The sequence below is a fragment of the Geothrix sp. PMB-07 genome (assembly GCF_030758935.1).
GTDB lineage: Bacteria > Acidobacteriota > Holophagae > Holophagales > Holophagaceae > Geothrix.
Genome location: NZ_CP132333.1, coordinates 3,359,777 through 3,383,335, shown reverse-complemented (window position 1 = coordinate 3,383,335; position 23,559 = coordinate 3,359,777). Strand labels below are relative to the sequence as shown.

The following is a 23,559-nucleotide window of genomic DNA, read 5'->3' as shown; positions in this document are numbered from 1 at the left end:
AGGAGTGTACCCCCAGCCCAATCCATGTACAGTCCAAGGTCGGAGGAGCCGAAATGACGCTTGGGGATGGGGCCATCGACTATGTGAACCTGGTGCTGGCGGTGGGGCGCCACGATGCCAACTTCGTGGATGCCTACTACGGCCCCGAAGCCTGGAAGGCCGTGGCCGAGGCTGGAGAGCCGCGACCCCTCGCGGCGCTGCGGACCGAGGCCCAGCGCTTGCTCGAAGGCCTGGCCACCATCTCCGATGGTGAAGCCATCCGGCGCGACTACCTGCTGGGTCAGCTCGGCGCCGTGGAAGCCCACATCGCCCGCCTGCAGGGCCATGTGTTCAGCTTCGCGGACGAGGCCGAAGCCCTTTATCAGGTGCGCCCGCCGGTTGTTCCCGAGGCGACCTTCGACGCGGCCCTGGCCCGGCTCGATCAGATCCTGCCCGGGAGTGGTTCCGTCCAGGCGCGCTACCAGCAGGCGCGGGAGAAGGTGCTGGTGCCTGTGGACCGCGTGGATGCCGTGTTCCAGGCGGCCATTGCGGAGGCCCGCGAGCGCACGCGTCGGCATGCGACCCTGCCCACCACCGACCACTTCCGCGTGGAATACGTCACCGGCAAATCCTGGTCGGCCTACAACTGGTACCAGGGCGGCGGCAGCTCGGTGATCCAGGTGAACCTGGACCTGCCCATCGCCATGGACCGGGCCCTCGACTTGGCGGCCCACGAAGGCTATCCCGGCCACCACGTCTACAACGCCCTGCTGGAGCAGCGCTTCGCCCGGCCCGAGCCCGAGGGCAGGGGCTGGGTGGAATTCACGGTGTATCCGCTGTTTTCGCCCCAGTCGCTCATTGCCGAGGGCACCGCCAACTTCGGCATCGAGGTGGCCTTCCCAGGCGCTGAACGACTGGCCTTTGAGCGGGATGTGCTCTTCCCCCTGGCAGGGCTCGATCCAGCGGAAGCCGAGCGCTGGGCCAGGGTGCAGACGGAGATGAAGACGCTGGCTTTTGCCGACAACGAGGCCGCCCGCGGCTACCTGGACGGTCAGCTGGATCGTGCCCAGGCCGAGGCCTTCCTGGTGAAGTATTCCCTGCGCACCGAGGCCCAGGCCGCTCAGCGACTGCGGTTCATCGATACCTACCGGAGCTACGTCATCAACTACAACCTGGGGGAGCAGCTGGTGAGGGACTGGGTGAACCGCCAGGGTGGCACCATCGAACAGCCCACGCGGCGCTGGGAAGTCTTCGTGGATCTCATCTCCAGTCCGAGGCTGCCCAAGGGCCTGGGGCTCTGATTCAAGCAGGTGGCATGGGTTCTATCGGAAAAACAAGAGGGGCTGGGTCGGGAAGGGAGTACACTGGGAGCCCCCCTAGGCACCCAGTGACGCTTCAATCCGGAGTCGGTCGGAATGGTGGCAATTCCCTCGCGCAGGCTGATCCACAATCTGAATGAGATCCAGCGCCTGGAGACCCGGCACTTCGTGCGGCTGGGTCAGGGTGAGGCGAAGACTGCGACGGTCTGCGGCGGCGAACTGAAGGCCCTGGCTCTGCACTACAAGACGTACCTGGGCTCGCGGCGCCTGGGGTTGGATGCCAGGGCCTACCAGGACATCGAGGCGTATTTCGGGCGCGTGGCCCAGGCCATGGACCAGCTGCTGGACTGCCTCCAGGATCAGCCCCGAGGCCTGAGGCTGGTGCTCGACACCTATGAGCACGGCCATTCCGCCTGGACCTTGGACGGCAGCCGTCGCACCGTGGATGCCAACAACGCCATTCGGCAGCTCTGGCAGGATGGCCACGCCGCCGAGTGGTTTCTGACCCCTTCCTCCTGTGAAGGTGAGCCCGTGGCTGGAGTCAGCGGAAGGGGGCCTGAAAACCGCCAGGAGGAATTGCGGCACCTGACGAACCTCATGCACCGGTTGTCCGGCATCTACCGCGGTCTTCAGGAGCAGCCCCAGGCCCGTCGGGATGAGGCCCGCCCACCTTTTGACGAGAAGGACGCCCTGGTGTTCAACCTCGCCGAACTGATCAAGAAGAAGGCCCGGCCCGTGCTGCACACGGTGGGCATCGCCACGTTGATCCACGAATGGGCCACCGGCGATCAACATCCCCAACAGGCCCGCTTCCAGGCCGCCTACCAAAGCTGGAAGAACCGCCCTGATCCGGGGCGCCGGGCGAGGCCCTAAGGGCGCGAGAGGCCCATTACGAACTCTCGCCAATGACCTTCGAGCCTTTTTTGGCTCTTCTTGATGTCATCGTGCCTTGGTGGTGTTCCTTTTCTTTTTGAACGTCCATGTGTTTCAGGTCGCTGGTCAAAGCGATTCTTCCTCGAAGCACCTTTTCTCTTCCGGCGTATCCACATCCCGCCAGCCCGGCAGGTTGTTGTCGAGGATGCAGTGCGGCAGGGATTCCGCTAGGGCCCACAGTGAGCGGAGCTTGGACGCTGCGAGGGCGGATCGCAGACCGTGGGGCAGCAGGCCGCCCAGCGGTTGGAGACGGCCTTCGGACCTGCCCAGCACCCAGCGGCCGCAAGCAGGATCGGCTTGTTGGGCTTGCGTCACCCAGGCCTGCAGCTCCTCCGCCTTCCAGCGCACCTGATCGCAGGCCACCACCCACCAGAGGTCGACGGCGGGGACAGGGAGCGTCGCCCAGTGGGCCAGCGCCACGGCAGGTCCCTGGCGTGGATCCGCCACCACCTGGAGTTCGGGGTGATCGCTCAGGGGCTCACCCAAAATCTGGATGGGCCCTTCGGGGAAGACCACTCGGAACACCGCGACCAGGTGCCCTCCCCAGGAGGGTCCGGCGGGATGGGCGAGGCTGTGTTTGGGGACGCCCAGGCGCGAGCCCTGGCCTCCCGTGAGAAGCAGCAGGCCGACCTTCATGCTTGCCCTATCCAGATCTTCGCGTTGAAAGTCAGGATGAAATCGGCCACAGCACGCGGGTCGTTCAGATCCAGCCTGGGGATCTTCACATCTGATAGGGGAACGTCGCTGGCCACCGCGACGATTTCGGGATCATCCAAGCACAGGAGGGGTTTCCCTTCAGATTCGCGATGGATCTCGATCTTGGGGTGGTGGTGGGTCTTGAATCCTTCAATGAGCAGCAGATCCACAGGCGTCATGCGCTCGATGAGGGATTCGATGCTGGGCTCGGGTTCTTCGCGGGATTCATGCATCAGCACCCAGCGCGAGGAGGTGACCACCAGCACCTCGGAGGCGCCGGCCTCCCGGTGCCGGAAGGAATCCTTGCCAGGCTTGTCCACATCGAAACGGTGGTGCGCATGTTTCATGGTCGACACCTTGAGGCCGCGCTCCCGGAGGAGGGGCAGGATCTCCACCACCAGGCTGGTCTTCCCGCTGCCACTCCAACCCACAATGCCCATGACCTTCATGGCCCCTCCGCATTCCCGCCCCACCATTCAGGCACGGGCCGGGCCGGGGTGGAAGCGGAGCCCGTTCGAGCCATATCTTCCTTGCCCAGTCGCGCTCGGCCTGGGTCAGTCAGACTGTGACCTCCCAGGGCGAGGCTTTTCGGCATCATGAAGGAGGAGCGCTGGCCAGTCCCGGCCGGTTCCTCCGTCCGGCGGACCGCTGGTCCTTCAGTCGCAGACTTCCGTGCCCCTAAACCCCTTCAGCCGGATCCCCCTCGGGCCGATCCACATCCTCCGGCCCTTCTGGCCTTGGCGTAAGCCCAATGGGCCGCTGCAGCCGATGGGCATTCAAACTCGGAGGCGCTGGAAGGCCCTGGGGATGGTGCTGGGCGCTGGAACCCTCGTGTACCTCGTGCTTCTGGGGGTGCTGCGCTCCACACCGGTGCTGCGCGCCCTTCGTGAGCGGGCGGTTGCCGAACTGGCCGCCCGGCTACCGGCAGCGCGCCTCGACGGGCCGGTCAGCGTCGATGCGGCGCTCCGCCCCGTGATGGGGCCGGTGGTGTTGGCGCCCCCCGAAGGGAAGACCCCCCTCCTGGTGGTGGACCGGATCACCGTGCAGCCGCGTCTCTGGGCCCTCTTCCTGGGGCGCCTGGAGGTCGGAAAGGTGATCCTGCGGGGGGTGCACGTGCAGGGCGGACGGCGGGGGGAGGGATTGGCGGACCTGGCCCGGGCCCTTCGCACCGGAAGGCCGCCGGCGGCACGTTCGGGAGCGGGGCGCCGGGTGCCCGCCCCACCGGTGCTGGCCTTCTCTGGACTGGAGGTGCGGCTCGAGGGGGCTCCCACGGGCCCGACGCCCGTGGTGTTCGGCCCGCTGGAGGGCCGTCTTCAGGTTGATCGCCAAGGCGAGCGCACCCTCGCCACGCTTGCGACCGTGGGGCCCGGGCGCGCCGCGGGCAGCCTGGAAGCCGCCTGGGGTGGCGGCCCCGGAACCCTGCAAATACGGATGCAGGGCGTGGGCGCCGAGGCCATTCCCGACGGCCTGCGCAGGTCCCTGCCCTTCGAAGTCCGAGGCGGCGCGGTGGATCTGAGCTTCGAGGCCACGCGGCTGGACGGCCCGTCCCGGGGGGAGGGTCGACTCACGCTCAGGGCGCGGAACCTCTCGCTCTTCGCCCCGCGCCTCGACCCCGGGCCGGTGGGGCCCCTTTCGCTCCACCTCGCGGGGCGCCTGGGCTGGGACGCCGCCGCGCAGACCGCGGCCCTGGTGGAAGCGAAGGCGGCGCTGGACGATGCCGGGCGCGCGGCGTTGGACCTGGCCCTGTCGGTGGCGGTACGCCCCGAACCCCGCTTCACCCTCGACCTTCGCGCCATGGCCTTGGATTGGGCCGCTCTCACCGGGGCCCTTCCCCCGGCGCTCGCCCCCCCGCGGGGAGCCCCGGCCCTTGTGGGTGCCCTTGCGGGTTCCCTCCATGTGGCGGGCCCCTTCCGCCTGTCCTCGGGATGGCAGCTCAAGGGGGAGGTGGACCCAAGCCATCTCAAGGCCGTTCCCTCCAGCGGCGGTCCTGATCTGGGGCGACCTTTCGTCCACACGGCGCGCCTCACCCGTGGCGGCACACGGTCGGTGGTCATCGGCCCGGAGAACCCCGCCTTCGTGCCGCTGGGTGAACTACCGAACCATCTGGTGCGCGCGGTGCTGGAAAGCGAGGATGCGGGCTTCTATGGCCACAAAGGGTTCGACCTGTCCGAAGTCCAGGAAGCCCTGGCCGACGGCGGGCGGCTGCGCGGAGCCTCCACTCTGAGTCAACAACTCGCCAAGAACCTCTTCCTGTCGCGCGACCGCACCCTCTCCCGCAAGATCCGCGAGGCCCTGGCGACCGTGGCGCTCGAGGTGGCGGTGGGCAAGCGCAGGATCCTCGAAATCTACTTCAACCTGGTGGAGTGGGGCGATGGCGTCTACGGCATCGGTGAGGCCGCCCGGCACTGGTTCGGCAAGGACGCCCGGAGCCTCAGCCCCAAGGAAGCGGTGATGCTCGCCACCGTCATTCCCAACCCCGTGCGCTATGACATGTACCGGCGGCGAGGTGCCCTCACGCCCGCCTGGGAGCTGCGGGTGGCGGGCCTGCTGGAAAAACTGCACCTCACCGGCGCCCTCGACGATGAGGCCTACCGAGCTGCCCAGGCCGAGACCCTGGCCTTCCGCACCAACCCGGGCGCGGAGCCCGTTCCGCCAGAGGCAGCAGACACCGAGCCCCCCGAATCCGAAGACCCCGATTGAACCGATCCAAACACCAGGCCGCAGGTCTGTCGGCCAAGGTGTGCTTGATCGCTTCCCGCATCACGCTCGAATCCAAAAAACCCGCAATGGGCACGGGTTTCAAACTGGTCGTGCCGTGAATCCTTCGGGAGGAGGGCCAGGGCGATGATTGACTTGGTCTAGGGATGTGGTGATAATGAGACTTAGTCTCATTGAATTATTTTTCAAAATCAATGAGACCACGCCCGGGGCCAGAGACACGGGGCTTCCCGGGGTTCCACAGAGGGGTAGGGCCATGTCCGGTTTATCGCGCAATCACTGGAGTTGAAATGTTTAGTGGAAAACACGCGCTCATCCTTCCGACGCTTCTCGCCCTGGGCTTTCTCGGCTGCGGGGGCGGCAAGGATGCTGTGGATCCGTCAACGCAAGGCCTTTCGGCCCAGGCCCAGTTGGGCGAGCTGATCTTCAAGGACACCTCGCTGTCGGCCTCGGGACTGCAGTCCTGCGCCACCTGCCATGACAAGGCCTTCGCCCATGGGTCTCCCAATGCCCTGCCGGCGCAGCTCGGCGGTCCGAACATGGATGTCCAAGGGAACCGGCTGTCGCCAACCATCCGCTACCTGGCCGTCAACAAGCCCTTCCGGTTCGACAAGGACGGCACCCCGACGGGTGGCTTCTTCTGGGATGGCCGGGCCGGTTCCTTGGCGGAGCAGGCTGCAGGGCCCTTCCTGAATCCCCGCGAGATGGCCATGCCCGACAAGGCTTCGGTGGTGGCCCGGTTGGCTGCCGCTCCCTATGCGGCTGATTTCAAGCGCGCCTTCGGTGCCGACATCTTCAGCGATGTGGAGCGCGCCTACCTCTGCATGACGCTGGCCATCCAGCGCTACGAGCTGGAGGATGCGGACTTCCATCCCTTTGACAGCAAGTACGACGCCTTCCTGGCGGGCAAGGCTGAGTTCAGCGCGCAGGAGAAGCGGGGCCTGGCCCTCTTCAACAGTCCGACGAAGGGGAACTGTGCGGCCTGCCATCCCTCGGCCAAAGGGGCCGACGGTGCGCCGCCGATGTTCACCGACTTCACCTACGACGTGCTGGGCGTTCCTCGAAATCCCGAGCTGAAGGACAACGCCGATCCCTCCTACTACGACCTGGGCCTGGCCGCGCGCGCGGCTGGCGATCTGGCGGATCGCAAGGAGCTCTACGGCGCCTTCAAGGTGCCCACGCTGCGCAACGTGGCCATCCGCAAAGCCTACTTCCACAACGGGTATTTCAAAACCCTGAAGGAGGCCATCGCCTTCTACGTGCAGCGGGATACCAACCCGGAGAAGTTCTACCCCCGCAACCCTGATGGCACCGTCCACAAGTTCAACGATCTGCCTGCGGCCTACCACGCCAATGTCAACGTTACGGAAGTGCCGTACAACCGCCAGCCGGGGGATTCGCCGGCCCTGACGGATGAAGAGATCGACGACCTCATCGCCTTCCTGAACACGCTCACGGACGGCTACCGTCCCTGACCCACCTGCAGAGAGACCCCATGACCAACTACCGCACCACCCTTTGCGCAGTCCTCGCCCTGACGGGCGGATCCCTTTTCGCCCAGTCGCAGCCCAGTTCGGAAGACCTGGCCAAGCGTCTCGATGCCCTCAGCCGCGAGCTGGCCCAGGTCAAGGGTGAGCTGGCCACGGTGAAGGCCGGTCCAGGCTTCGTGCCGAAGGAGGCCTCGGCCACCACCGTGGGGGGCTACGGGGAGATCGTCTTCAACCACTTCTCCAAGGACAGCACCCAGGACACGGCGGATATCCGCCGACTCGTGCTGGGGATCACCCACCGCTTTGACGAGCGCACGAAACTGGTCACCGAGCTGGAGGTGGAGCACGCCGTGAGTTCGGCCGACGATCCGGGTGAGGTGGAGGTCGAGCAGGCCTTCATCGAGCACCAGATCGGCAACACCTGGGGTTTCCGCGCGGGTCTGTTCCTCATGCCCGTGGGCTTCCTGAACGAGAACCACGAGCCCACCGCCTACTACGGGGTGGAGCGGAACCTGGTGGAGACCGCCATCATCCCGACCACCTGGCGGGAAGGCGGGGTGCAGCTCTACGCCGTGTTCGACAATGGCCTCACCCTGCAGGGCGGGGTGAGTACGGGTTTCAACGTCACTAAGTGGGATGCCACCTCGGCTGAATCCGTGGAATCCCCCCTCGGCTCCGTGCATCAGGAGATGGCTCAGGCCAAGTCTCATGACCTCGCAGTGTTCGGCGCCCTGAACTGGCGAGGCATTCCCGGCTTCCTGCTGGGGGGATCCTTCTTCACTGGCAAAGGCGGCCAGGGACAGGCGGGCACCCCGGATCTCGGCGTGAGCCTGTGGGATGTGCACGCCCGTTGGAACCCAGGCGCCTTCGATCTCACCGCGCTCTTCGCCCAGGGTCGCATCCAGGACACCAAGGCCTTCAACACACCCCGCGTGGGAAACCCCTACCTGGTGCCCAAGCAGTTCGAGGGTGGCTACCTCCAGGCGGCCTACCGCCTGCCGCTGGGAGGCACCTACACCCTGGCGCCCTTCGTGCGGTATGAGTCCGTCAACACGGCGAAGACCTTTGAAGACCTGGGCCCCGGCCTGACCCCCGAGGCCCGGAAGACCGACAAAGTCTGGACTGCTGGCCTCAACTTCAGCCTCAACGAGCATGTGGTCGTGAAGGCCGATGTGCGCCGCTACACCGAGGACACCGCCCAGAACCGCGTAAGCCTGGGCCTGGGCTGGTCGTTCTGATGCGGGTGGTTCTGGTTCCGGCGGTGGCAGGCGCGCTGGTGCCGGCCTCTTTGTTCGCCACGGACTACCTGAGCCATGATCAGGTCCGCGCCCTCCTGTTTCCCGGGGCGCGGGCCGAACCGAAGACCTTGGATGCCCGCGCACCATGGTTGGAGGCGCTCCAACAGAAAACCGGACCCTTTCGCGGCAGCCTGGAAGTGGCCTACGTGGGCAATGCCTGCCAGGGGTTTCTGGTGGTGGATGAGGTCATCGGAAAGTTCGAGCGCATCACCTTCGCCGTCGGCATGGACGCCAAGGGTGCCATTACTCAGGTCGAGATCCTCGCCTACCGTGAGAGTCACGGACATGAGGTGCGCATGCCAGCCTGGCGTCGCCAGTTCAAGGGGCGCGGGGCCAGCGCGACGCTGAAGGTGGGCCAGGACATCGCCAACATCAGCGGGGCGACCCTCTCCTGCACCCATGTCACGGAGGGCGTGAAGCGCGCCGTGCTGCTGGTGGATGGGGCCCGCCGATCAGGTCTGATTCCGTGACCTGGCTGCGGCGGGCCCGCCCGCATCTGGGCACCCTCGTGGAGGTGGGTGCGCCAGCCGGATGCGAGGGGGCGATCGAGGCGGCCTTTCAGGCGGTAGCTCAGATCGAGCGCCTCATGTCGAAGCATCTGGCGGCGAGCGATGTCGGGCGATTCAATGCCGCTCGTGCCGGATCACACCTCAGGATCCATCCCTGGACCTTCCGCGTGCTTGCCCTGGCTCGCGATCTGGCGGCCGCCAGCGAGGGACGCTTCGACATCACTCAGGGCACGGGCCGCTGGAGCTTGGTGGAGGATGGCCTGCTGAAGATGGACGCCGGGGCGCAGATCGACCTCGGTGGCATTGCCAAAGGTGAAGCCGTGGACCGCGGGCTGGAAGCCCTGCTTGAAGCTGGGGCGTCGGCCGGGTGGGTGAATGCCGGGGGTGATCTGCGCGTGCAGGGCCTGGAACTGCCAGTGGGGCTGCGGGATGAGCGGGAAGGCGGCCTGCGCCCCTGGGCTCTCATCAGTGAGGGTGCCCTGGCCACCAGTCGTTTTCCGGTCGACGATCCGGGCCGACTTTGCGGCCAGCCCGCCGCCCGTCATGTCACGGTGGCCGCGCCGCGCTGCGCACCGGCAGATGCTCTCACCAAGGTGATCGCCCTCACCGGAATGACGGCTGGTACCCTGCTGGATCAGTACGAGGCCCAGGCATGGATCCACGAGTGACCGCGAGCGCCAACCCACTGCCGTTCTGGCTGCGGGCCACTCTGCTCACGGCTCTGGGCGGGGCTTTGGCCACAGGGCTGACGTGGCTGGGCCAGCACTACCTGCGGGGGCCCGTGGGCGAACTGGGTCTCCCCAGCCCCTGGGAGGCCCGGCTGATGCGCCTGCACGGCCTGGCAGCCTGGGGCCTGCTGTTCAGCTTTGGCGCCCTTGCGGCCGCTCATATGGGCCGCGGGTGGGTGGTGGGAACCCGTCGCGCCAGTGGCCTCGGGTTGGTGGTCCTGGCGGCTCTCTGCGCCGCCCTTGGCTTCTGCATGGCCTATCTCCTTTCGCCGGAAGCCCGCCCTCCCGCGGGCTTGGTGCATTCGGGGCTTGGCATCGTCTTGGTGGGCTGGCTCGTCTGGCACCGGCGGAGAAGCCTGAGGCCCTGACCCATTCATCTGAGGCTGGACGATTGGATGGAAGGCGGAGTGGGCCACTGCATTTGGTGTTGACCGTTGCCGCCGCATGCCACATCTTGGGGTTCATCCATTGGTGAGTCCGGGGCGACCCGGGCTTGAAAAGGGAAGCCGGTGCGACTCCGGCACTGCCCCGCAGCGGTAAGTGGGAACAAGGGTTCAACAGCACTGGCTTCGCGAAAGCCGGGAAGCTGGACCCGAGGAACCTGGATCTCCAGAGCGCCCACAAGTCCGAAGACCTGCCATGGATCCGCCGCAAGGCGGTGCGTGTTGCTTCGAGGGAAAGCCACCCGCCATGGAATCCGAGCCTGTCCCCCCTTTCGAGGGTGCAAGCCCGTTCCATCCCATCCCACACCATGTCGGCTCCCACCTCTGGGGGCCTTCGGAGGAATCCATGGACAGGCTCCTGGAACGGGAGGCCCCGGCGGCCTCCAGAGACGCGTCTGCCCCCACGACGATGAAGGTCCGCAAGCGCAATGGGGACCTGGAGCCGGTGGATCTGAACAAGATCGTCCGCGCCATTGGCCGCAGCTGCCATGACCTGCCGCATGTGGATGCCATCCGTGTGGCCACTCGCACCATCAGCGGGCTGTTCGATGGCGCCACCACCAAGGAACTGGATGCCCTCAGCATCCAAACCGCCTCAAGCCTCACCACGGAAGAACCCCAGTATTCGCAACTGGCCGCCCGGCTGTTGGCCACCTGCATCGACAAGGAAGTGGAGAACCAGGGCATCCACAGCTTCAGCCAAAGCATCCGCGCGGGTTACGACCTTGGGCTTGTGGGCGATCGGCTGCTGGCTTTCACAGAGGCCCACCGCCGCAAGCTGGACGATGCCGTGGATCCAGAGCGGACCGATGCCTTCGAGTACTTCGGCCTTCGCACCCTCTACGACCGTTACCTGCTGAAGCACCCGGAAGCCCGCGCGGTGATCGAGACGCCGCAATACTTCTTTCTGCGCATCGCCTGCGCCCTGGCGGCCAGCATCCACGAGGCGCTCACGCTCTATGGCCTGCTTTCCCGACTGGAGTACCTGCCCAGCTCTCCGACCCTCTTCAACGCCGGGACGTGCCGCGAGCAGCTCAGCTCCTGCTTCCTGCTGGATTCTCCGGCGGACGACCTGGCCGCCATCTACGACCGCTACAAGGATGTGGCGCTCCTGTCCAAGTGGAGCGGCGGCATCGGCCTCGCGTTCCACCGGATCCGCTCCAGGGGCTCCCTCATCCAGGGCACCAATGGCCACAGCAACGGCATCGTGCCCTGGCTAAAAACGCTGGATGCCTCCGTCGCTGCCGTCAACCAGGGCGGCAAGCGCAAGGGGGCCGCCTGCATCTACCTGGAGCCTTGGCACGCCGACGTGGAGGCCTTCCTGGAACTGCGGGACAACACGGGCGACGAGGCCCAGCGCACCCACAACCTGAACCTGGCCCATTGGATTCCGGACCTCTTCATGCGCCGCGTGGAAGCCGACGGGGCGTGGTCCCTCTTCGATCCCAAGGTGGTGCCGCACCTGTGCGACCTCTGGGGCGAGGCCTTCGAGCAGGCCTACGAAGCCGCCGAAAAGGAAGGCCTGTTCCAGCGGCAGGTGAAGGCGCGGGATCTCTATGCCCGCATGATGCGCACCCTGGCCCAGACCGGAAATGGCTGGATGTGCTTCAAGGATGCGAGCAACCGGAACTGCAACCAGACCGCGGGCGGGGGCACCGTGCACCTGTCGAACCTGTGCACGGAAATCCTGGAGGTGACCGATGGCGCCGAGACCGCCGTCTGCAACCTCGGTTCCATCAACCTGGCCCGCCATGTCACGCCTGAAGGCTTCGACTTCGAGCGCCTGGCGGCCACCGTCGCCCAGGTGGTTCCAAGCCTGGACCGGGTGATCGACTTGAACCTCTACCCCATTCCCGGAACGGCGGCTTCAAACCACCGCTGGAGGCCCATCGGCCTGGGATTCATGGGGCTTCAGGATGTCTTCTTCACCCTGGGCCTGCCCTTCGACGCTCCAGAGGCCCAGGCCCTTTCGACCCGGATTGCCGAGACGATCCAGTTGGCGGCGCTGGAGGCGAGCTGCACGCTGGCGGAGCAGCACGGGGCGCACCCAGCCTTTGCGGAAACCCGCCTCTCGAAGGGGGCCTTCCACCATGAGGGCTTCGGGGCAACGGTGTCGGAGCCCGAGCGGTGGGAAGCCCTGAGGGCGAGGATCCTCCAGCATGGGGTGCGCAACAGCCTCATGATCGCCATCGCGCCGACGGCCACCATCGCTTCCATCGTGGGCTGCGGCGAATGCATCGAACCGCAGGTGAGCAACCTCTACAAGCGCGAGACCCTCAGCGGCGACTTCATCCAGGTGAACCGCCACCTCGTGAAGGCCCTCCAGGAGCGGGGGCTGTGGACCGAGGCCTTCCGGAACCGACTGAAGCAGAACGAAGGCAGCGTGCAGGGCATCGAGGGGATTCCGGCTGATCTGCAAACGCTCTACCGCACGGCGTGGGAGCTGCCCATGCGGGCCCTCATCGACCTGGCGGCAGCTCGAATGCCTTTCATCGATCAGAGCCAGAGCCTGAACCTGTTCGTCGAGAGCCCCAGCATCCCCAAGCTCAGCAGCATGTATTTCCATGCCTGGAAGCAAGGCCTGAAGACCACCTATTACCTGCGGAGCCGACCGGCCACGCGCATCGCGAAGACCACCGTGGCGGCCTTCACGGAGGCCGAAGGCATCGCCTGCTCGCTCGAAAACCCCGAAGCCTGCGAGGCCTGCCAATGAGCGCCACCCTGGTCACACCCGACGCCGTCGAGCCGGTTTCTGCTCAACATGCGCTTCCCCTCCCCACCCATGTGATCAAGCGGGATGGCCATAGTGAAGCCTTCGACCTCCGCCGGATCACTTCGGCCCTGGCCCGGGCCGGGGCCTCCTCGGGGGAGTTCGACAAGGAGGAGGCCGACCTCCTGACGGCCAGAGCCGCCAAGGTGATCCGGCATCGCCATGCCGATCAGTCCCCCGACATCGAACAGATCCAGGACACCCTGGAGCAGGTGCTGGTGGATGCGAACCACCTCCGCTCCTTCCGGGCCTTCGTGGCCTACCGGGATCAGCACCGGCGCCTTCGGGAAGACCGGAGAACCCTGCTGGATGTGGGTTCTACCATCGATGAATACGTGCATCGTTCCGATTGGCGAGTGAAGGCCAATGCCAACCAGGGCTACTCCCTCGGCGGCCTGGTGCTGAACGTCTCCGGCAAGGTGGTGGCCAACTACTGGCTGTCCCATGTGTACTCGCCCGAGATCGCGCGGGCCCACCGCGAGGCGGATGTCCACATCCATGACCTGGACATGCTGTCGGGCTACTGCGCGGGCTGGTCCCTGCGGCAGGTGCTGCACGAGGGTTTCAACGGCATCCCCGGCAAGCCGGAGGCGGATCCGCCGCGTCACTTCTCCAGCGCCCTGGGCCAGATGGTGAACTTCCTCGGCACCCTCCAGAACGAGTGGGCCGGGGCCCAGGCTTTCAGCTCCTTCGATACCTATCTGGCCCCCTACCTCCGGAAGGATGGCCTCAGCTACGACGAGGTGCGCCAGGGTCTCCAGGAGTTCATCTACAACCTGAACGTGCCCTCCCGCTGGGGCACCCAGACGCCCTTCACGAACCTCACCTTCGACTGGGTGTGTCCGGAGGACCTGCGGGAGCAGGTTCCCGTCATCGGCGGCGAGACGATGCCCTTCACCTATGAGGAACTCCAGCCAGAGATGGACCTCATCAACCGCGCCTACATCGAAGTGATGTGCGCCGGCGACCGCCGAGGCCGGGTGTTCACCTTCCCCATCCCCACCTACAACATCACGCCGGACTTCCCCTGGGAATCCGAGAACGCCGAGCGCCTCTTCGAGATGACGGCCAAGTACGGCCTCCCCTACTTCCAGAACTTCGTCAATTCCGACATGCGGCCCAATCATGTCCGTTCCATGTGCTGCCGCCTGCAGTTGGATTTGCGGGAACTGCTCAAGCGCGGCAATGGGCTGTTCGGATCCGCCGAGCAGACTGGGTCGCTCGGGGTGGTGACCCTCAACTGCGCCCGCCAGGGCTACCTCTTCCGGGGGGACGAGGCCGGGCTCATGGCCCGCATGGATGAGCTCTGCACCCTCGCCAAGGAGAGCCTGGAGGTCAAGCGCAAGGTCATCCAGCGGCTGATGGACGATGGCCTGTTTCCCTACACCCGCCGCTACCTCGGCACCCTGAGGAACCACTTCTCCACCATCGGCGTGAACGGCATCAACGAGATGATCCGGAACTTCACAGACGGGGCCCAGGACATCACCACCACCGAGGGGCACGCGCTGGCTGTCCGCCTGCTCGACCGCCTTCGGGCCCGCATCCGCGAGTGCCAGGAGGAAACCGGGAACCTCTACAACCTGGAGGCGACGCCCGCCGAGGGCACGACCTACCGGTTCGCCAAGGAGGACCGGAAGCGCTTCAAGGGCATCCTCCAGGCGGGCACGCCGGACAAGCCCTACTACACCAACTCCTCCCAGCTTCCTGTGGGCCACACCGACGATCCCTTCGAAGCGCTGACCCTCCAGGACGACCTGCAGACGCGCTACACGGGCGGAACCGTGTTGCACCTCTACCTGCGCGAGCGCGTCTCCTCCACCGAAGCCTGCCGGAAGCTGGTGAAGACCGCCCTGACGCGCTACCGCCTGCCCTACCTCACGCTCACGCCCACCTTCTCGATCTGCCCGACCCACGGCTACCTCGCGGGCGAGCACGAGTTCTGCCCCCGCTGCGACGAGGAACGCCTCGCCCAGAAGGGCCATTGAATCCACCTCCATTTCAGGAGCCCGTCATGAGCAACTCCATCGCCCTCCAGGACCACGAGCGCCAGCGCTGCGAAGTGTGGACCCGCGTCATGGGCTACCACCGGCCCGTGTCCGAATTCAACCCCGGCAAGCAGGGAGAGCACCAGGAGCGCCTGACCTTCATCGAACCTTCCTGCGCCAAGCTGGACCATGCCTGAAGTGGAGGCGCTCCGGATCGGGGGGCTGACCCGGTTCACGACCGTGGATTTCCCGGGCCACCTCGCGGCGGTGGTCTTCTGCCAGGGCTGCCCGTGGCGGTGCGGCTATTGCCACAACCCGCACCTCCAGGGCGGCCAGTCTGGCATCGCTGCCGCTACCGAAAGCTTGGCATGGGATGGCGTGTTGTCCTGGCTCCGCACCCGACACGGCCTGCTGGATGGGGTGGCGTTCAGTGGCGGTGAACCCCTGCTGCAACCGGCACTGCCAGCGGCCATCCGGGAGGCCCGCCAGGCAGGATTTGCGGTGGGCCTTCACACGGCGGGCATCTTCCCGGATCGGCTGGAGACCATCCTGCCGGACCTGACATGGGTGGGACTCGATCTGAAGGCTCCGTTCGGAAGCTACGCCCGGATCACGGGAGTGGGCGGGGATGAAGCGGCCCGGGCCTCACTCGCCTTGGTGACGGCTTCCGGCAAACCCTACGAGGTTCGTTGCACCCTCGATCCCGATCTGCTGGATGCGGATGATCTGCTCCAGATGACCTCGCAATTGCAGGCTTTCGGGATTTCCAGATTCGTCCTTCAGCCACGCCGAACCCATGGGTGCGCCTGCACCATTCCTGCGGCCCTCACGGCACCAGCCTTGGCCGTTTTCCCCGGCCTGGAACTTCGCACCGCTTGAACTCGTCCGACCCCTTTGGAGCGCCTGTGTCCTCCCTTCTGCTTGATCCCGGCTTTAACCTCACCCTGCGGCCCATGCGGTACCCCGATTTCTATGACATGTATCGCTCGGCCATCAAGAACACCTGGACGGTGGAAGAAGTGGATTTCTCCACAGACATGCGGGATCTGGACACCCGCATGGGACCCGCCGAGCGCCACCTCATCCGACGTCTGGTCGCCTTCTTCGCCACGGGTGACAGCATCGTGGCAAACAACCTCGTGCTCAACCTCTACAAGCACCTGAACGCCCCTGAGGCGCGGCTCTTTCTGAGCCGCCAGCTCTACGAGGAGGCGCTGCACGTCCAGTTCTACCTCACCCTGCTCGACACCTATATGCCGGACATCCAGGAGCGGGAGCAGGCCTTCCGGGCTGTGGAGGAGATCCCGAGCATCCGCGCCAAGGCAGCCTTCTGCCAGCGCTGGATCGACAGCGTGCAGACCCTCGACCGCCTTGAAACGGCGGCCCAGCGGCAGCATTTCCTCCTGAACCTCATCGGCTTTGCTGCCTGCATCGAAGGCATCTTCTTCTTCGGGGCCTTCGCCTACGTGTTCTTCCTCCGGTCCCGGGGGCTGCTCAATGGATTGGCCGCCGGAACCAACTGGGTGTTCCGCGACGAAAGCCTGCACATGGCCTTCGCCTTCCGGGCCGTGGAGCAGATCCGGGCGGAAGAACCCGATCTCTTCGACGAGGGCTTCAAGGCCCGAGTGGTCGAGATGATTGTGGAGGCCGTCGAGGCCGAAGTCAGCTTCGCGGAGGACCTGCTCCAGCACGGCGTGGCCGGACTTTCGCTCGCGGACATGCGGCAGTACCTGCAATTCGTGGCGGATCAGCGCCTTTCCCTCCTGGGCATTCCCATCCGTTTCGGGAGCCGGAATCCATTCCCCTTCATGGATCTTCAGGACGTTCAGGAGCTGGCGAACTTCTTCGAGCGCCGCGTTTCGGCCTACCAGACCGGTGTGGTGGGCGAGGTGGAACTCGACGCGGCCTTCTGAACCCGTCAGATCAAGCCATGGAACCCACCTTTCTCTCGGCCACCATCCTGCTCATCCTCATCACCGATCCGCTGGGCAACATTCCCTTGTTCATCGCCGCTCTGCGGCGGGTGCGGCCCGATCGGCATTCCCGGGTCATCCTCCGGGAGTGTCTGATCTCCTTCAGCGTGATGCTCGCCTTCATGGTGTTTGGGCGGCGCATCCTGGCCGTCATGAACCTGACCGATGACATCCTGCGGGTGGCAGGCGGCGTCATCCTCTTTCTCATCGCCTTGAAGATGGTGTTCCCGGAGGCTTCAGGGCCCGCCAAGGAAGAGGATGAGGCCGTCGAACCCTTCATCGTCCCCATCGCGATTCCCCTGATCTCAGGCCCCTCGGCCATGGCGACTGCCATGCTGATCGCCGGGAGCAATCCGAGGCGCATGCCCGAGTGGATCGCCGCCCTCGCGCTGTCCATCTCGGTCACCTTCGTGGTGTTCCGGCTCAGCACCTGGCTGCAGAAGCGCCTGGGAGAGCAGGTGATCACTGCCATGGAGCGATTGATGGGGCTCATCCTGACGGCCATTTCCATCGAGATGCTTCTGCATGGCGTCGCCGCCTATGTGAAAGCCCTCCAGACCTAGGGGCCTATGACTGGAGTTGGAGCCGCATTGGGAACATTCATCTCACAGAGACTTCGCGATGGCCTCTGGAGAGCTTTAGTCAGGGTGAGTTTACGGACCTTCTTGGAAAGGCGATGGGTCTGGCCGCTGCCAATTCCAAGATTCCACGAAAACCCTGGTTTGGTTCTCGGGTTTTGGGTCACAGGGTCCCTGTGCATCCACAGAGTCCATCTGGCCGTGGCAAATTGAATGCAACGAAAACCTAGTTTGCTCGTGGGCTCGCACCCAGCAAGTGGCGGACGAAGAAATCCTTCACCCGCCGCTCCACATGGGGGATGCGCATGGTTCCGTGGTTGGAGCCTGGCACGACCAGCATCTCGAAATCCTTGTCGGCCTTCACCAGGGCGTTGACCACCTGCAGGGTGGAGGACGGATCCACGTTGCTGTCCAGCTCGCCGACCAGGAGCAGCAGTGCGCCCTGGAGCCGACTCGCATTGGTCACATTGCTCTGTTCAGCGTAGTGGGGGCCGATGGGCCAGCCCATCCACTGTTCGTTCCACCACACCTTGTCCATGCGGTTGTCATGGCAGCCGCAGTCGGAGACCCCGGCCTTGTAGAAGTCGCCAAAGGCCAGCAGGCCGCGCAGGCTGTCCTGTCCCCCCGCACTCCCACCGAAAATGCCCACCCTGGAGAGATCCATGGCCGGGTCCTGGGCGGCGGCGGCCTTCATCCAAAGGATGCGGTCGGGGAAGCCTGCATCACCGAGATTCTTCCAGCAGACATCGTGGAAGGCTTTGGAGCGGTTGCTGGTGCCCATGCCATCGATGGAGACCAGGATGAAGTCGAGTTCCACCATGTCCCAGTGCATGGGCTGGCGCCGGAAGGCCTTGGGCGCGAAGGAATCCTGGGGGCCGGCGTAGATGTACTCGATGACCGGGTACTTTTTCGCGGGATCGTAGGTGCTGGGCCGGTAGATCACGCCGTGGATGTCGGTCTGCCCATCGCGGCCCTTGGCCACGAAGCGCTGTGGCGCTCGCCACCCGGCGGCGGTCAGGGTTTTGGCGTCGAACCGCTCCAATTCGGTGATGAGGCTGCCGTCCGAGGCGCGGCGCAGTTCCGCCACGGGTGGTTGATCCACCCTGGACCACACGTCCACGAAGGCCGAGTGATCCTTGTTCATGGTGACGGAGTGGGTGCCATCTCCCGAGGTGAGGACCTTCAGCCCGGTGCCGTCGAAGCGGATCTTGGCGAGATGGAGGTAGTAGGGATCCTGGCCCGGGACGATCCCGCCGGCCAGGAAGAGGATTTCGCGACGCTTTGGATCCACGTTCACCACGCTGCGCACCACCCATTGGCCGCGGGTGATCTGGTTCTTCACCACGCCCATGCGGCTATCCACCAGGTAGAGGTGGTTCCAGCCATCGCGCTCACTCATCCAGACCAGCTCATCGGTGTCGCCGAGCACTTCTAGGAATTGCTTGCCGGAATAGTCGATGAAGGTGGCGCTGCGCTCATCCACGATGACGCGGGAGGCTCCTGTCGCAGCATCGACGGCAATCACTCGAAGCACCTGATGGCCCCGTTGGTTATGCACATAGAAGTAGCGGCTGGAATCCTTGGCCCAGATGACCCGCAGATCTTCGCCGTAGCCGAAGTAGGGGTTCGGAGCCAGGGCCGGGTCGGCGGCGGTCTGGGTGCGCGTGGCGGGGTTGATCAAGACGGGCCGCACCACCGGCAGAGGGTCACCGGGCTTGGCGTAATCGAGCACATGGGTCTTGGGTTCGAGCTGGTCTTTGGGGGAGGATTCCACCAGGGTCACCTTGTGGATGGGGACCTGGCTCGAACGTTGGGCCACGAGCTTCTGGCCATCGGGGCTCCAGAGGAAGGAGCCGGTGTAGGCATCATTCGTGGTGCCATCGGTGGTGCGGTAGATTTCCTTGCCACCCGCGGAGCGGACCACCACGTTGGAATCCTGCAGCTGGGCTGACCAGCGGCCATTGGGGCTGATGACAAGACCTGTGGTGCGTTGGGACGGCTCGTCATCGCCATCGGTAGGAGGGGGTTGGGGCCCGGATTTGGGTGGGGTGCCCGCTGTGAGCGCGGCGGTCTTCAGGTTGAACCGCCACCAGCCCTCCTCGGTGCGGAACAGGAGGTGGCTCACGTCGCCCGGGAAGGACAGGCCTTCAATGGGCAGCTTCGCAGGATCGATGGTTCGGCCCAGGACCTTGGTCAAGCCGGAAGCCAGCTTGGTGTGATCGAAGGCGGGCGACTTCCGGCCCGTCTGGGCCTGGACGCGCAGCCATTCCTGGCCTCCTTGCGAAAGGCTCCTGCGGTACCAGAAGGAGGCGCCATCTTCGGCCCAGGTGGGATCGACGGCCATCCGCCGGTTTTCCTCTGTGACCAGCTCCCGCATGCGGGTGGCGCGCTGATAATCCGCGCGGGTGCCCTGGGCGCTGAGGATGCTGCCGAGGCAGAGGGCGAGGGCGATGGCTTTGGAGGACATGGGGGCTCCCAAAAAAGCGGGTTCACGGGCTGAACGGATCGCCGGGGTTCAGACGACACTGGCCAGGAGGGGCAATTCCAGTTGGGGATCGCTGAGCCACTCCGCGCCAGTGGCCGTGATCACCACCATCTCTTCGATGGACACGATGCCATGGCCCGGAACGCTGAGCCGCGGCTCGATGGTGAAGACCATGCCCCCTTCCAGGGGCTTGAAAGGCTTGCTTGCGTACTTGGCCCAGGCGGGCCCCAGCAGGGCGGTGCCATCGTGGGCAAAGCGGCCCACCTGGTGACCCAGGCCGAAGGGGTATTCCTCATAGCCCGCGGCCAGGATCGTCTGGCGGGCGGCGGTATCGGCATCCAACCCCCGCACGCCCGGCTTCAGGGTGGCCTTGGCGGCTTCGATGGCCTGGCGCAGGGTGTCGAAGCCATGGCGGACGGCTTCGGGAAGCGCGGTCTCGCCAGGCCGAGCCACATAGAAGGTCCGCTGGAGATCCGAACAATAGCCATCGACGCGGACACCGAAATCCATGGTCACCAGATGACCTGGCTCCACGGCACGGGCCGTGGGGCTGTAGTGGGCCTCCGCGGTATCGGGGCCTGTAAAAACGGAAGGGCAGGTGTCGGGATGCCAGGCGAAGGCCAGGCCGCGGCGACGCACTTCGGCCTGCATGAAGGCCGCGATCTCCTGCTCGGTGCGCCCCGGAACAAGCTGGCCTTGGACAAGCTGGAAAACCTCTTGGGCCTGGCGGATGGCTTCGCGCATGGAGGCGAGCTCGCCGGCGGATTTCCGCTCCCGAAGGGCAGCGACGATGAACTCGGCGGACACCAGCCGGTCGGCCATGCCCAGCTCTCCCAGCAGCCCCTGGAGCGTGAGGAACATGCCGTGGGTAAGGCCATCACAGATTTCGCTGTCCTCGGAGTAGTTCACGGCGATGCGGGCCGGGTCGATGGCGCGGAGGCAGGCCAGGAAGGGTTCCCTGAAGCTGGTGACGAAATCGTAGACCTCGTCGTAGGCACCCGTTTCTTCGACCGCGGCACGGTCGTAGCGGCCCACGATGGCGCGGGCCCGGCCATCGGGCGTGATGATGAAGGCGGAGTGCCATGTGAGTGGGCCAGGCACCAGGAAGGGCAGGATGGAGTCGCCGTTGATCTCGGTTTCCCGGGTGAAGGTGATCCAGCAGTCGAGGCCGCAGTCCGTGAGTGCCTGCGCGGCCTGATGGATTTTTTCCTTGATCAGCATGGGGAGGCTCCCTTAGACGGCGTAGCGTTCCAGGCGTGATAGCTGGATGAGGACGAGCAGGGCCGAACAGACCAGCAGGCCGACCAGGAACAGGTAATACTGGTGATGGGGCATGCGTCCGTAAAAGCTGCCGATGAGCCCAGACGCATAGCCGCCTGTGGCGGTTGCCGCGAACCAGCCGCCCATCATCCGGCCGCGAAGGTTCGGTGGCGCCACCTTGGTGACGAAAGACTGGCCGAGTGGAGAGATCAGGATTTCGGCCGCGGTGATGATGCCGTAAGCGCCAATGAGCCAGATCGGGGACATGAGGGGCCGGTCGAGGTTGCCCCCGCGATAACTGGCCCAGCTCATGACCAGCATGGCCAGGCCCATCACCAGCATGCCCAGCAGAATCTTCCGAGGGGTGGATGGTTCGGCGTGGCGGGCCCGGAGGAGCGTGAAGAGGCCCAGGAGCACCGGCGTGAGGACCAGGATGAAGGCCGGCTGGAAGAACTGGTAGGTTTCCGGACGCATGAGGGGCACGGCTCGGGTGGAGCGTTCGGCGAAGAGGGTCATGGCGAAACCGTTCTGGTAGAAGCCGGTCCAGAAGAGGGCCGCCACCACGAACAGACCGAGCAGGACGAGCACCCGCTGCCTCGACTCACGGGGAAGCATGGCGCGCGCCGTGTCTGACTCCATCGCGGCGGGGTTGTCGGTTTCAATGAGCCGCGCCCGGCCGCGGTAGAAGACCACCTGAGCCAGGATCATGCCCACGGCTCCGACCCAGAAGGACGCCCGATAGCTGCCGAACCGGAACCCCAGGGCTGTGGCCGCAATGGGCGCAGCTGCCGCGCCAATGTTCACGCCCATGTAGTAGATATTGAAACCCGCATCGCGCAGGTGCAGCCGGTCAGCGTACAGGTTACCGACCAGCACGGAGACATTCACCTTGAGGATGCCGGTGCCCAGAGCGATCAGGCATAGCCCTATGGCAAATAGCGCCACCTGGTTGCGGGAAGACAGACCGAGGGCGATGTAGCCCAGGGTCATGAGCGCGGCACCAAGGCGCACGGTGGTGACCTGGCCGAGGAGCCTGTCGCCCAGCCACCCCCCCAGCAAGGGGAAGAAATAGCAACCGGCCAGGAAGAGGCCGTAGACCATGCCCTTGGTCCCATCGCTCCAACCCATTTCCTTATCCATGTGCAGGGTGAGCACCGCCATGAGGATGTAGAAGCCGAGGCGCTCCCAGACCTCCGTGAGAAACAGGGTGCTGAGGCCTGCCGGGTGACGGTGGGTGTCTGGAGACATCAGGGTACTCCGTCAGTGGATGCGGGGCCGCAGAAGACCATCCCCCGCGGGTTCGCGGAGGTGGTTCGCCTGCAGAGGGTCGCCTTGGTTCAGCGGCGGGGAGGGGCGGTGGATTCCCGGGTCACTAGTTGGGTGGCGAGGATGATCTCCTGGGGGGTCTTGCGACTGGGTTTGGCCTCCTTCAGGTGCTTCATGAGCCGACTCATGGCCTGAAAGCCGATCTTGTAGCGAGGCATGGCCACGGTGGTGAGAGGGGGAGTCGAGTGCGCTGCAGGCCAGATGTCATCCAGGCCAATGACGGACAGATCCTGGGGCACACGCAGGTCGCGCGCACGGGCCTCGCCCATGACACCAAGGGCCATGAGATCGTTGGCGGCGAAAATGGCGGTTGGCCAGGTCTTGTTCTTGTCGAAGATCCGCCGGGCCGCTTCCCGTCCACCGTCGATGTGGAAGTCACCCTCTTCGCACTGGATTTGGCTCGGCTTGATGCCATGGGCCGCCAGCTCTTCCAGGAACATGTCCCGGCGGCGCAGGCTGGTTTGAAGATCCAGGGGGCCGCTGACATGGGCGAAGCGCCGGTGCCCCAGGCTTACCAGGTGTTCCACGGCCGCCCGGATGCCGGGGCGGAAATCCACGTTGATGGAGACGGATTCCAGGGCGGGCATGGAAGGATCGCGGTCCACCACCGTGACGGGGATGTTGTGGCCGGCGAGGGTGGTGAGCCAGTCCTGGGAGGTGCGGCTGAACAGGATGATCACGCCATCCACTCGGCGGTCAATGAGCGAGTGGATCAGGGTGGTGCCGCGATCAAGATCGAAGTTGGTGTTTCCCAGGAAGAGGTTGTAACCCTCGGGAAGGCCTGCATCCTCGACGCCCTTGATCACATCGGCATAGAAAGGGTTTCCGATGTCAGACACCAGCACACCCACCGTGAAGGTGCGCTTGCCGGACAAGCTGCGGGCCACGGCATTGGGCCGGAAGCCCAGTTTCGCCACCACGGCCAGCACCTTCTCGCGCGTCTCGGGCCGGATCGGTGCATCGCTTCCGGAAAGGACCCGGCTTACCGTAGCCCTGGATACGCCGGCCTCTTCGGCCACATCCGTGATCGTGGACATCTTGATCGGGCGGACTGGGTGTTTCAATT

The 23,559-nt window shown here is 65.4% G+C and carries 20 protein-coding genes and 1 riboswitch; of the genes, 14 read left to right on the top strand and 6 right to left on the bottom strand.

The genetic code is table 11. The annotated features are described in order from the left end of the window. Positions 1-53: 53 nt before the first annotated feature. Both Q9293_RS14780 and Q9293_RS14775 read left to right on the top strand, forming a co-directional pair. A complete protein-coding gene (locus Q9293_RS14780) occupies positions 54-1,280 on the top strand; it encodes a hypothetical protein (RefSeq protein WP_306247853.1) in 1,227 nt (408 codons plus the stop codon). Between the two features lie 114 nt (positions 1,281-1,394). Continuing rightward, positions 1,395-2,171 carry a hypothetical protein gene (locus tag Q9293_RS14775; RefSeq protein ID WP_306247851.1) on the top strand — a complete coding sequence of 259 codons (777 nt, stop codon included), beginning with the start codon at positions 1,395-1,397 and terminating at the stop codon, positions 2,169-2,171. Positions 2,172-2,297: 126 nt separating this feature from the next. Here Q9293_RS14775 and Q9293_RS14770 read toward each other — a convergent pair whose 3' ends face one another. Further along, positions 2,298-2,867: a molybdenum cofactor guanylyltransferase gene (locus Q9293_RS14770; RefSeq protein WP_306247849.1), complete on the bottom strand. Its 570-nt coding sequence runs from the start codon at positions 2,865-2,867 to the stop codon at positions 2,298-2,300. Next, on the bottom strand, positions 2,864-3,376 hold the full coding sequence (gene mobB / locus Q9293_RS14765) for a molybdopterin-guanine dinucleotide biosynthesis protein B (RefSeq protein ID WP_306247846.1): 513 nt from the start codon (positions 3,374-3,376) through the stop codon (positions 2,864-2,866). The genes Q9293_RS14770 and mobB overlap by 4 nt, the downstream gene beginning before the upstream one ends. Before the next feature lie 319 nt (positions 3,377-3,695). Between mobB and Q9293_RS14760 the strand changes: the two genes are divergently transcribed. The 12 genes from Q9293_RS14760 (at position 3,696) to Q9293_RS14705 (ending at position 17,407) form a co-directional block, all read left to right on the top strand. Continuing rightward, complete coding sequence (locus Q9293_RS14760) at positions 3,696-5,627, top strand: transglycosylase domain-containing protein (protein WP_306247843.1); 1,932 nt, start codon at positions 3,696-3,698, stop codon at positions 5,625-5,627. Positions 5,628-5,935: 308 nt separating this feature from the next. Continuing rightward, positions 5,936-7,120 (top strand): cytochrome-c peroxidase, encoded by a 1,185-nt coding sequence (locus Q9293_RS14755; RefSeq protein ID WP_306247840.1) that lies wholly within the window; start codon positions 5,936-5,938, stop codon positions 7,118-7,120. Positions 7,121-7,140: 20 nt separating this feature from the next. After that, positions 7,141-8,373, top strand: coding sequence for a hypothetical protein (locus Q9293_RS14750; RefSeq protein WP_306247837.1), 1,233 nt, complete (start codon positions 7,141-7,143; stop codon positions 8,371-8,373). Beyond that, on the top strand, positions 8,373-8,903 hold the full coding sequence (locus tag Q9293_RS14745) for an FMN-binding protein (protein WP_306247836.1): 531 nt from the start codon (positions 8,373-8,375) through the stop codon (positions 8,901-8,903). Before Q9293_RS14750 ends, Q9293_RS14745 begins: the two co-directional genes overlap by 1 nt. Continuing rightward, entirely contained in the window at positions 8,900-9,610 is a 711-nt protein-coding gene (locus Q9293_RS14740; protein WP_306247833.1) for an FAD:protein FMN transferase, read from the top strand. The genes Q9293_RS14745 and Q9293_RS14740 overlap by 4 nt, the downstream gene beginning before the upstream one ends. Then, positions 9,607-10,038, top strand: coding sequence for a hypothetical protein (locus Q9293_RS14735; protein WP_306247832.1), 432 nt, complete (start codon positions 9,607-9,609; stop codon positions 10,036-10,038). The genes Q9293_RS14740 and Q9293_RS14735 overlap by 4 nt, the downstream gene beginning before the upstream one ends. A gap of 84 nt (positions 10,039-10,122) precedes the next feature. Continuing rightward, positions 10,123-10,327, top strand: a riboswitch (cobalamin riboswitch). 132 nt (positions 10,328-10,459) lie between these two features. After that, a complete protein-coding gene (locus tag Q9293_RS14730; RefSeq protein WP_306247830.1) occupies positions 10,460-12,826 on the top strand; it encodes a ribonucleoside-diphosphate reductase subunit alpha in 2,367 nt (788 codons plus the stop codon). After that, on the top strand, positions 12,823-14,871 hold the full coding sequence (locus Q9293_RS14725) for a ribonucleoside triphosphate reductase (protein ID WP_306247828.1): 2,049 nt from the start codon (positions 12,823-12,825) through the stop codon (positions 14,869-14,871). Before Q9293_RS14730 ends, Q9293_RS14725 begins: the two co-directional genes overlap by 4 nt. Positions 14,872-14,897: 26 nt before the next feature. After that, positions 14,898-15,068: an anaerobic ribonucleoside-triphosphate reductase gene (gene nrdD / locus Q9293_RS14720; RefSeq protein ID WP_306247826.1), complete on the top strand. Its 171-nt coding sequence runs from the start codon at positions 14,898-14,900 to the stop codon at positions 15,066-15,068. Next, positions 15,061-15,750 carry an anaerobic ribonucleoside-triphosphate reductase activating protein gene (locus Q9293_RS14715; RefSeq protein WP_306247824.1) on the top strand — a complete coding sequence of 230 codons (690 nt, stop codon included), beginning with the start codon at positions 15,061-15,063 and terminating at the stop codon, positions 15,748-15,750. The genes nrdD and Q9293_RS14715 overlap by 8 nt, the downstream gene beginning before the upstream one ends. A gap of 74 nt (positions 15,751-15,824) precedes the next feature. Further along, complete coding sequence (locus tag Q9293_RS14710; protein ID WP_372342222.1) at positions 15,825-16,784, top strand: ribonucleotide-diphosphate reductase subunit beta; 960 nt, start codon at positions 15,825-15,827, stop codon at positions 16,782-16,784. 17 nt (positions 16,785-16,801) lie between these two features. Continuing rightward, complete coding sequence (locus tag Q9293_RS14705) at positions 16,802-17,407, top strand: MarC family protein (protein WP_306247820.1); 606 nt, start codon at positions 16,802-16,804, stop codon at positions 17,405-17,407. Between the two features lie 241 nt (positions 17,408-17,648). On the opposite strand, the gene Q9293_RS14700 is transcribed toward Q9293_RS14705, so the two are convergent. The 4 genes from Q9293_RS14700 to Q9293_RS14685 all read right to left on the bottom strand — a co-directional run bounded on the left by Q9293_RS14700 (position 17,649) and on the right by Q9293_RS14685 (position 23,530). Next, positions 17,649-19,889, bottom strand: a complete 2,241-nt coding sequence (locus Q9293_RS14700) for a S9 family peptidase (protein WP_306247818.1) — start codon at positions 19,887-19,889, stop codon at positions 17,649-17,651. Positions 19,890-19,937: 48 nt separating this feature from the next. After that, positions 19,938-21,128, bottom strand: a complete 1,191-nt coding sequence (locus Q9293_RS14695; RefSeq protein ID WP_306247817.1) for a Xaa-Pro peptidase family protein — start codon at positions 21,126-21,128, stop codon at positions 19,938-19,940. A gap of 12 nt (positions 21,129-21,140) precedes the next feature. After that, a complete protein-coding gene (locus Q9293_RS14690; protein ID WP_306247814.1) occupies positions 21,141-22,415 on the bottom strand; it encodes a peptide MFS transporter in 1,275 nt (424 codons plus the stop codon). A gap of 89 nt (positions 22,416-22,504) precedes the next feature. After that, the gene (locus Q9293_RS14685; protein ID WP_306247812.1) at positions 22,505-23,530 is read right to left on the bottom strand and encodes a LacI family DNA-binding transcriptional regulator; all 1,026 of its coding nucleotides are present in this window, start codon (positions 23,528-23,530) and stop codon (positions 22,505-22,507) included. Between the last annotated feature and the right edge of the window lie 29 nt (positions 23,531-23,559).

What these genes read in the sequence shown, in the direction of transcription:
- Q9293_RS14780 (WP_306247853.1), top strand. Translation starts at nt 54, where the DNA reads ATGACGCTTGGGGATGGGGCCATCGACTATGTGAACCTGGTGCTGGCG.
- Q9293_RS14775 (WP_306247851.1), top strand. Translation starts at nt 1,395, where the DNA reads ATGGTGGCAATTCCCTCGCGCAGGCTGATCCACAATCTGAATGAGATC.
- Q9293_RS14770 (WP_306247849.1), bottom strand. Translation starts at nt 2,867, where the DNA reads ATGAAGGTCGGCCTGCTGCTTCTCACGGGAGGCCAGGGCTCGCGCCTG.
- mobB (WP_306247846.1), bottom strand. Translation starts at nt 3,376, where the DNA reads ATGAAGGTCATGGGCATTGTGGGTTGGAGTGGCAGCGGGAAGACCAGC.
- Q9293_RS14760 (WP_306247843.1), top strand. Translation starts at nt 3,696, where the DNA reads ATGGGCATTCAAACTCGGAGGCGCTGGAAGGCCCTGGGGATGGTGCTG.
- Q9293_RS14755 (WP_306247840.1), top strand. Translation starts at nt 5,936, where the DNA reads ATGTTTAGTGGAAAACACGCGCTCATCCTTCCGACGCTTCTCGCCCTG.
- Q9293_RS14750 (WP_306247837.1), top strand. Translation starts at nt 7,141, where the DNA reads ATGACCAACTACCGCACCACCCTTTGCGCAGTCCTCGCCCTGACGGGC.
- Q9293_RS14745 (WP_306247836.1), top strand. Translation starts at nt 8,373, where the DNA reads ATGCGGGTGGTTCTGGTTCCGGCGGTGGCAGGCGCGCTGGTGCCGGCC.
- Q9293_RS14730 (WP_306247830.1), top strand. Translation starts at nt 10,460, where the DNA reads ATGGACAGGCTCCTGGAACGGGAGGCCCCGGCGGCCTCCAGAGACGCG.
- Q9293_RS14725 (WP_306247828.1), top strand. Translation starts at nt 12,823, where the DNA reads ATGAGCGCCACCCTGGTCACACCCGACGCCGTCGAGCCGGTTTCTGCT.
- nrdD (WP_306247826.1), top strand. Translation starts at nt 14,898, where the DNA reads ATGAGCAACTCCATCGCCCTCCAGGACCACGAGCGCCAGCGCTGCGAA.
- Q9293_RS14715 (WP_306247824.1), top strand. Translation starts at nt 15,061, where the DNA reads ATGCCTGAAGTGGAGGCGCTCCGGATCGGGGGGCTGACCCGGTTCACG.
- Q9293_RS14710 (WP_372342222.1), top strand. Translation starts at nt 15,825, where the DNA reads ATGCGGTACCCCGATTTCTATGACATGTATCGCTCGGCCATCAAGAAC.
- Q9293_RS14705 (WP_306247820.1), top strand. Translation starts at nt 16,802, where the DNA reads ATGGAACCCACCTTTCTCTCGGCCACCATCCTGCTCATCCTCATCACC.
- Q9293_RS14700 (WP_306247818.1), bottom strand. Translation starts at nt 19,889, where the DNA reads ATGTCCTCCAAAGCCATCGCCCTCGCCCTCTGCCTCGGCAGCATCCTC.
- Q9293_RS14695 (WP_306247817.1), bottom strand. Translation starts at nt 21,128, where the DNA reads ATGCTGATCAAGGAAAAAATCCATCAGGCCGCGCAGGCACTCACGGAC.
- Q9293_RS14690 (WP_306247814.1), bottom strand. Translation starts at nt 22,415, where the DNA reads ATGTCTCCAGACACCCACCGTCACCCGGCAGGCCTCAGCACCCTGTTT.
- Q9293_RS14685 (WP_306247812.1), bottom strand. Translation starts at nt 23,530, where the DNA reads ATGTCCACGATCACGGATGTGGCCGAAGAGGCCGGCGTATCCAGGGCT.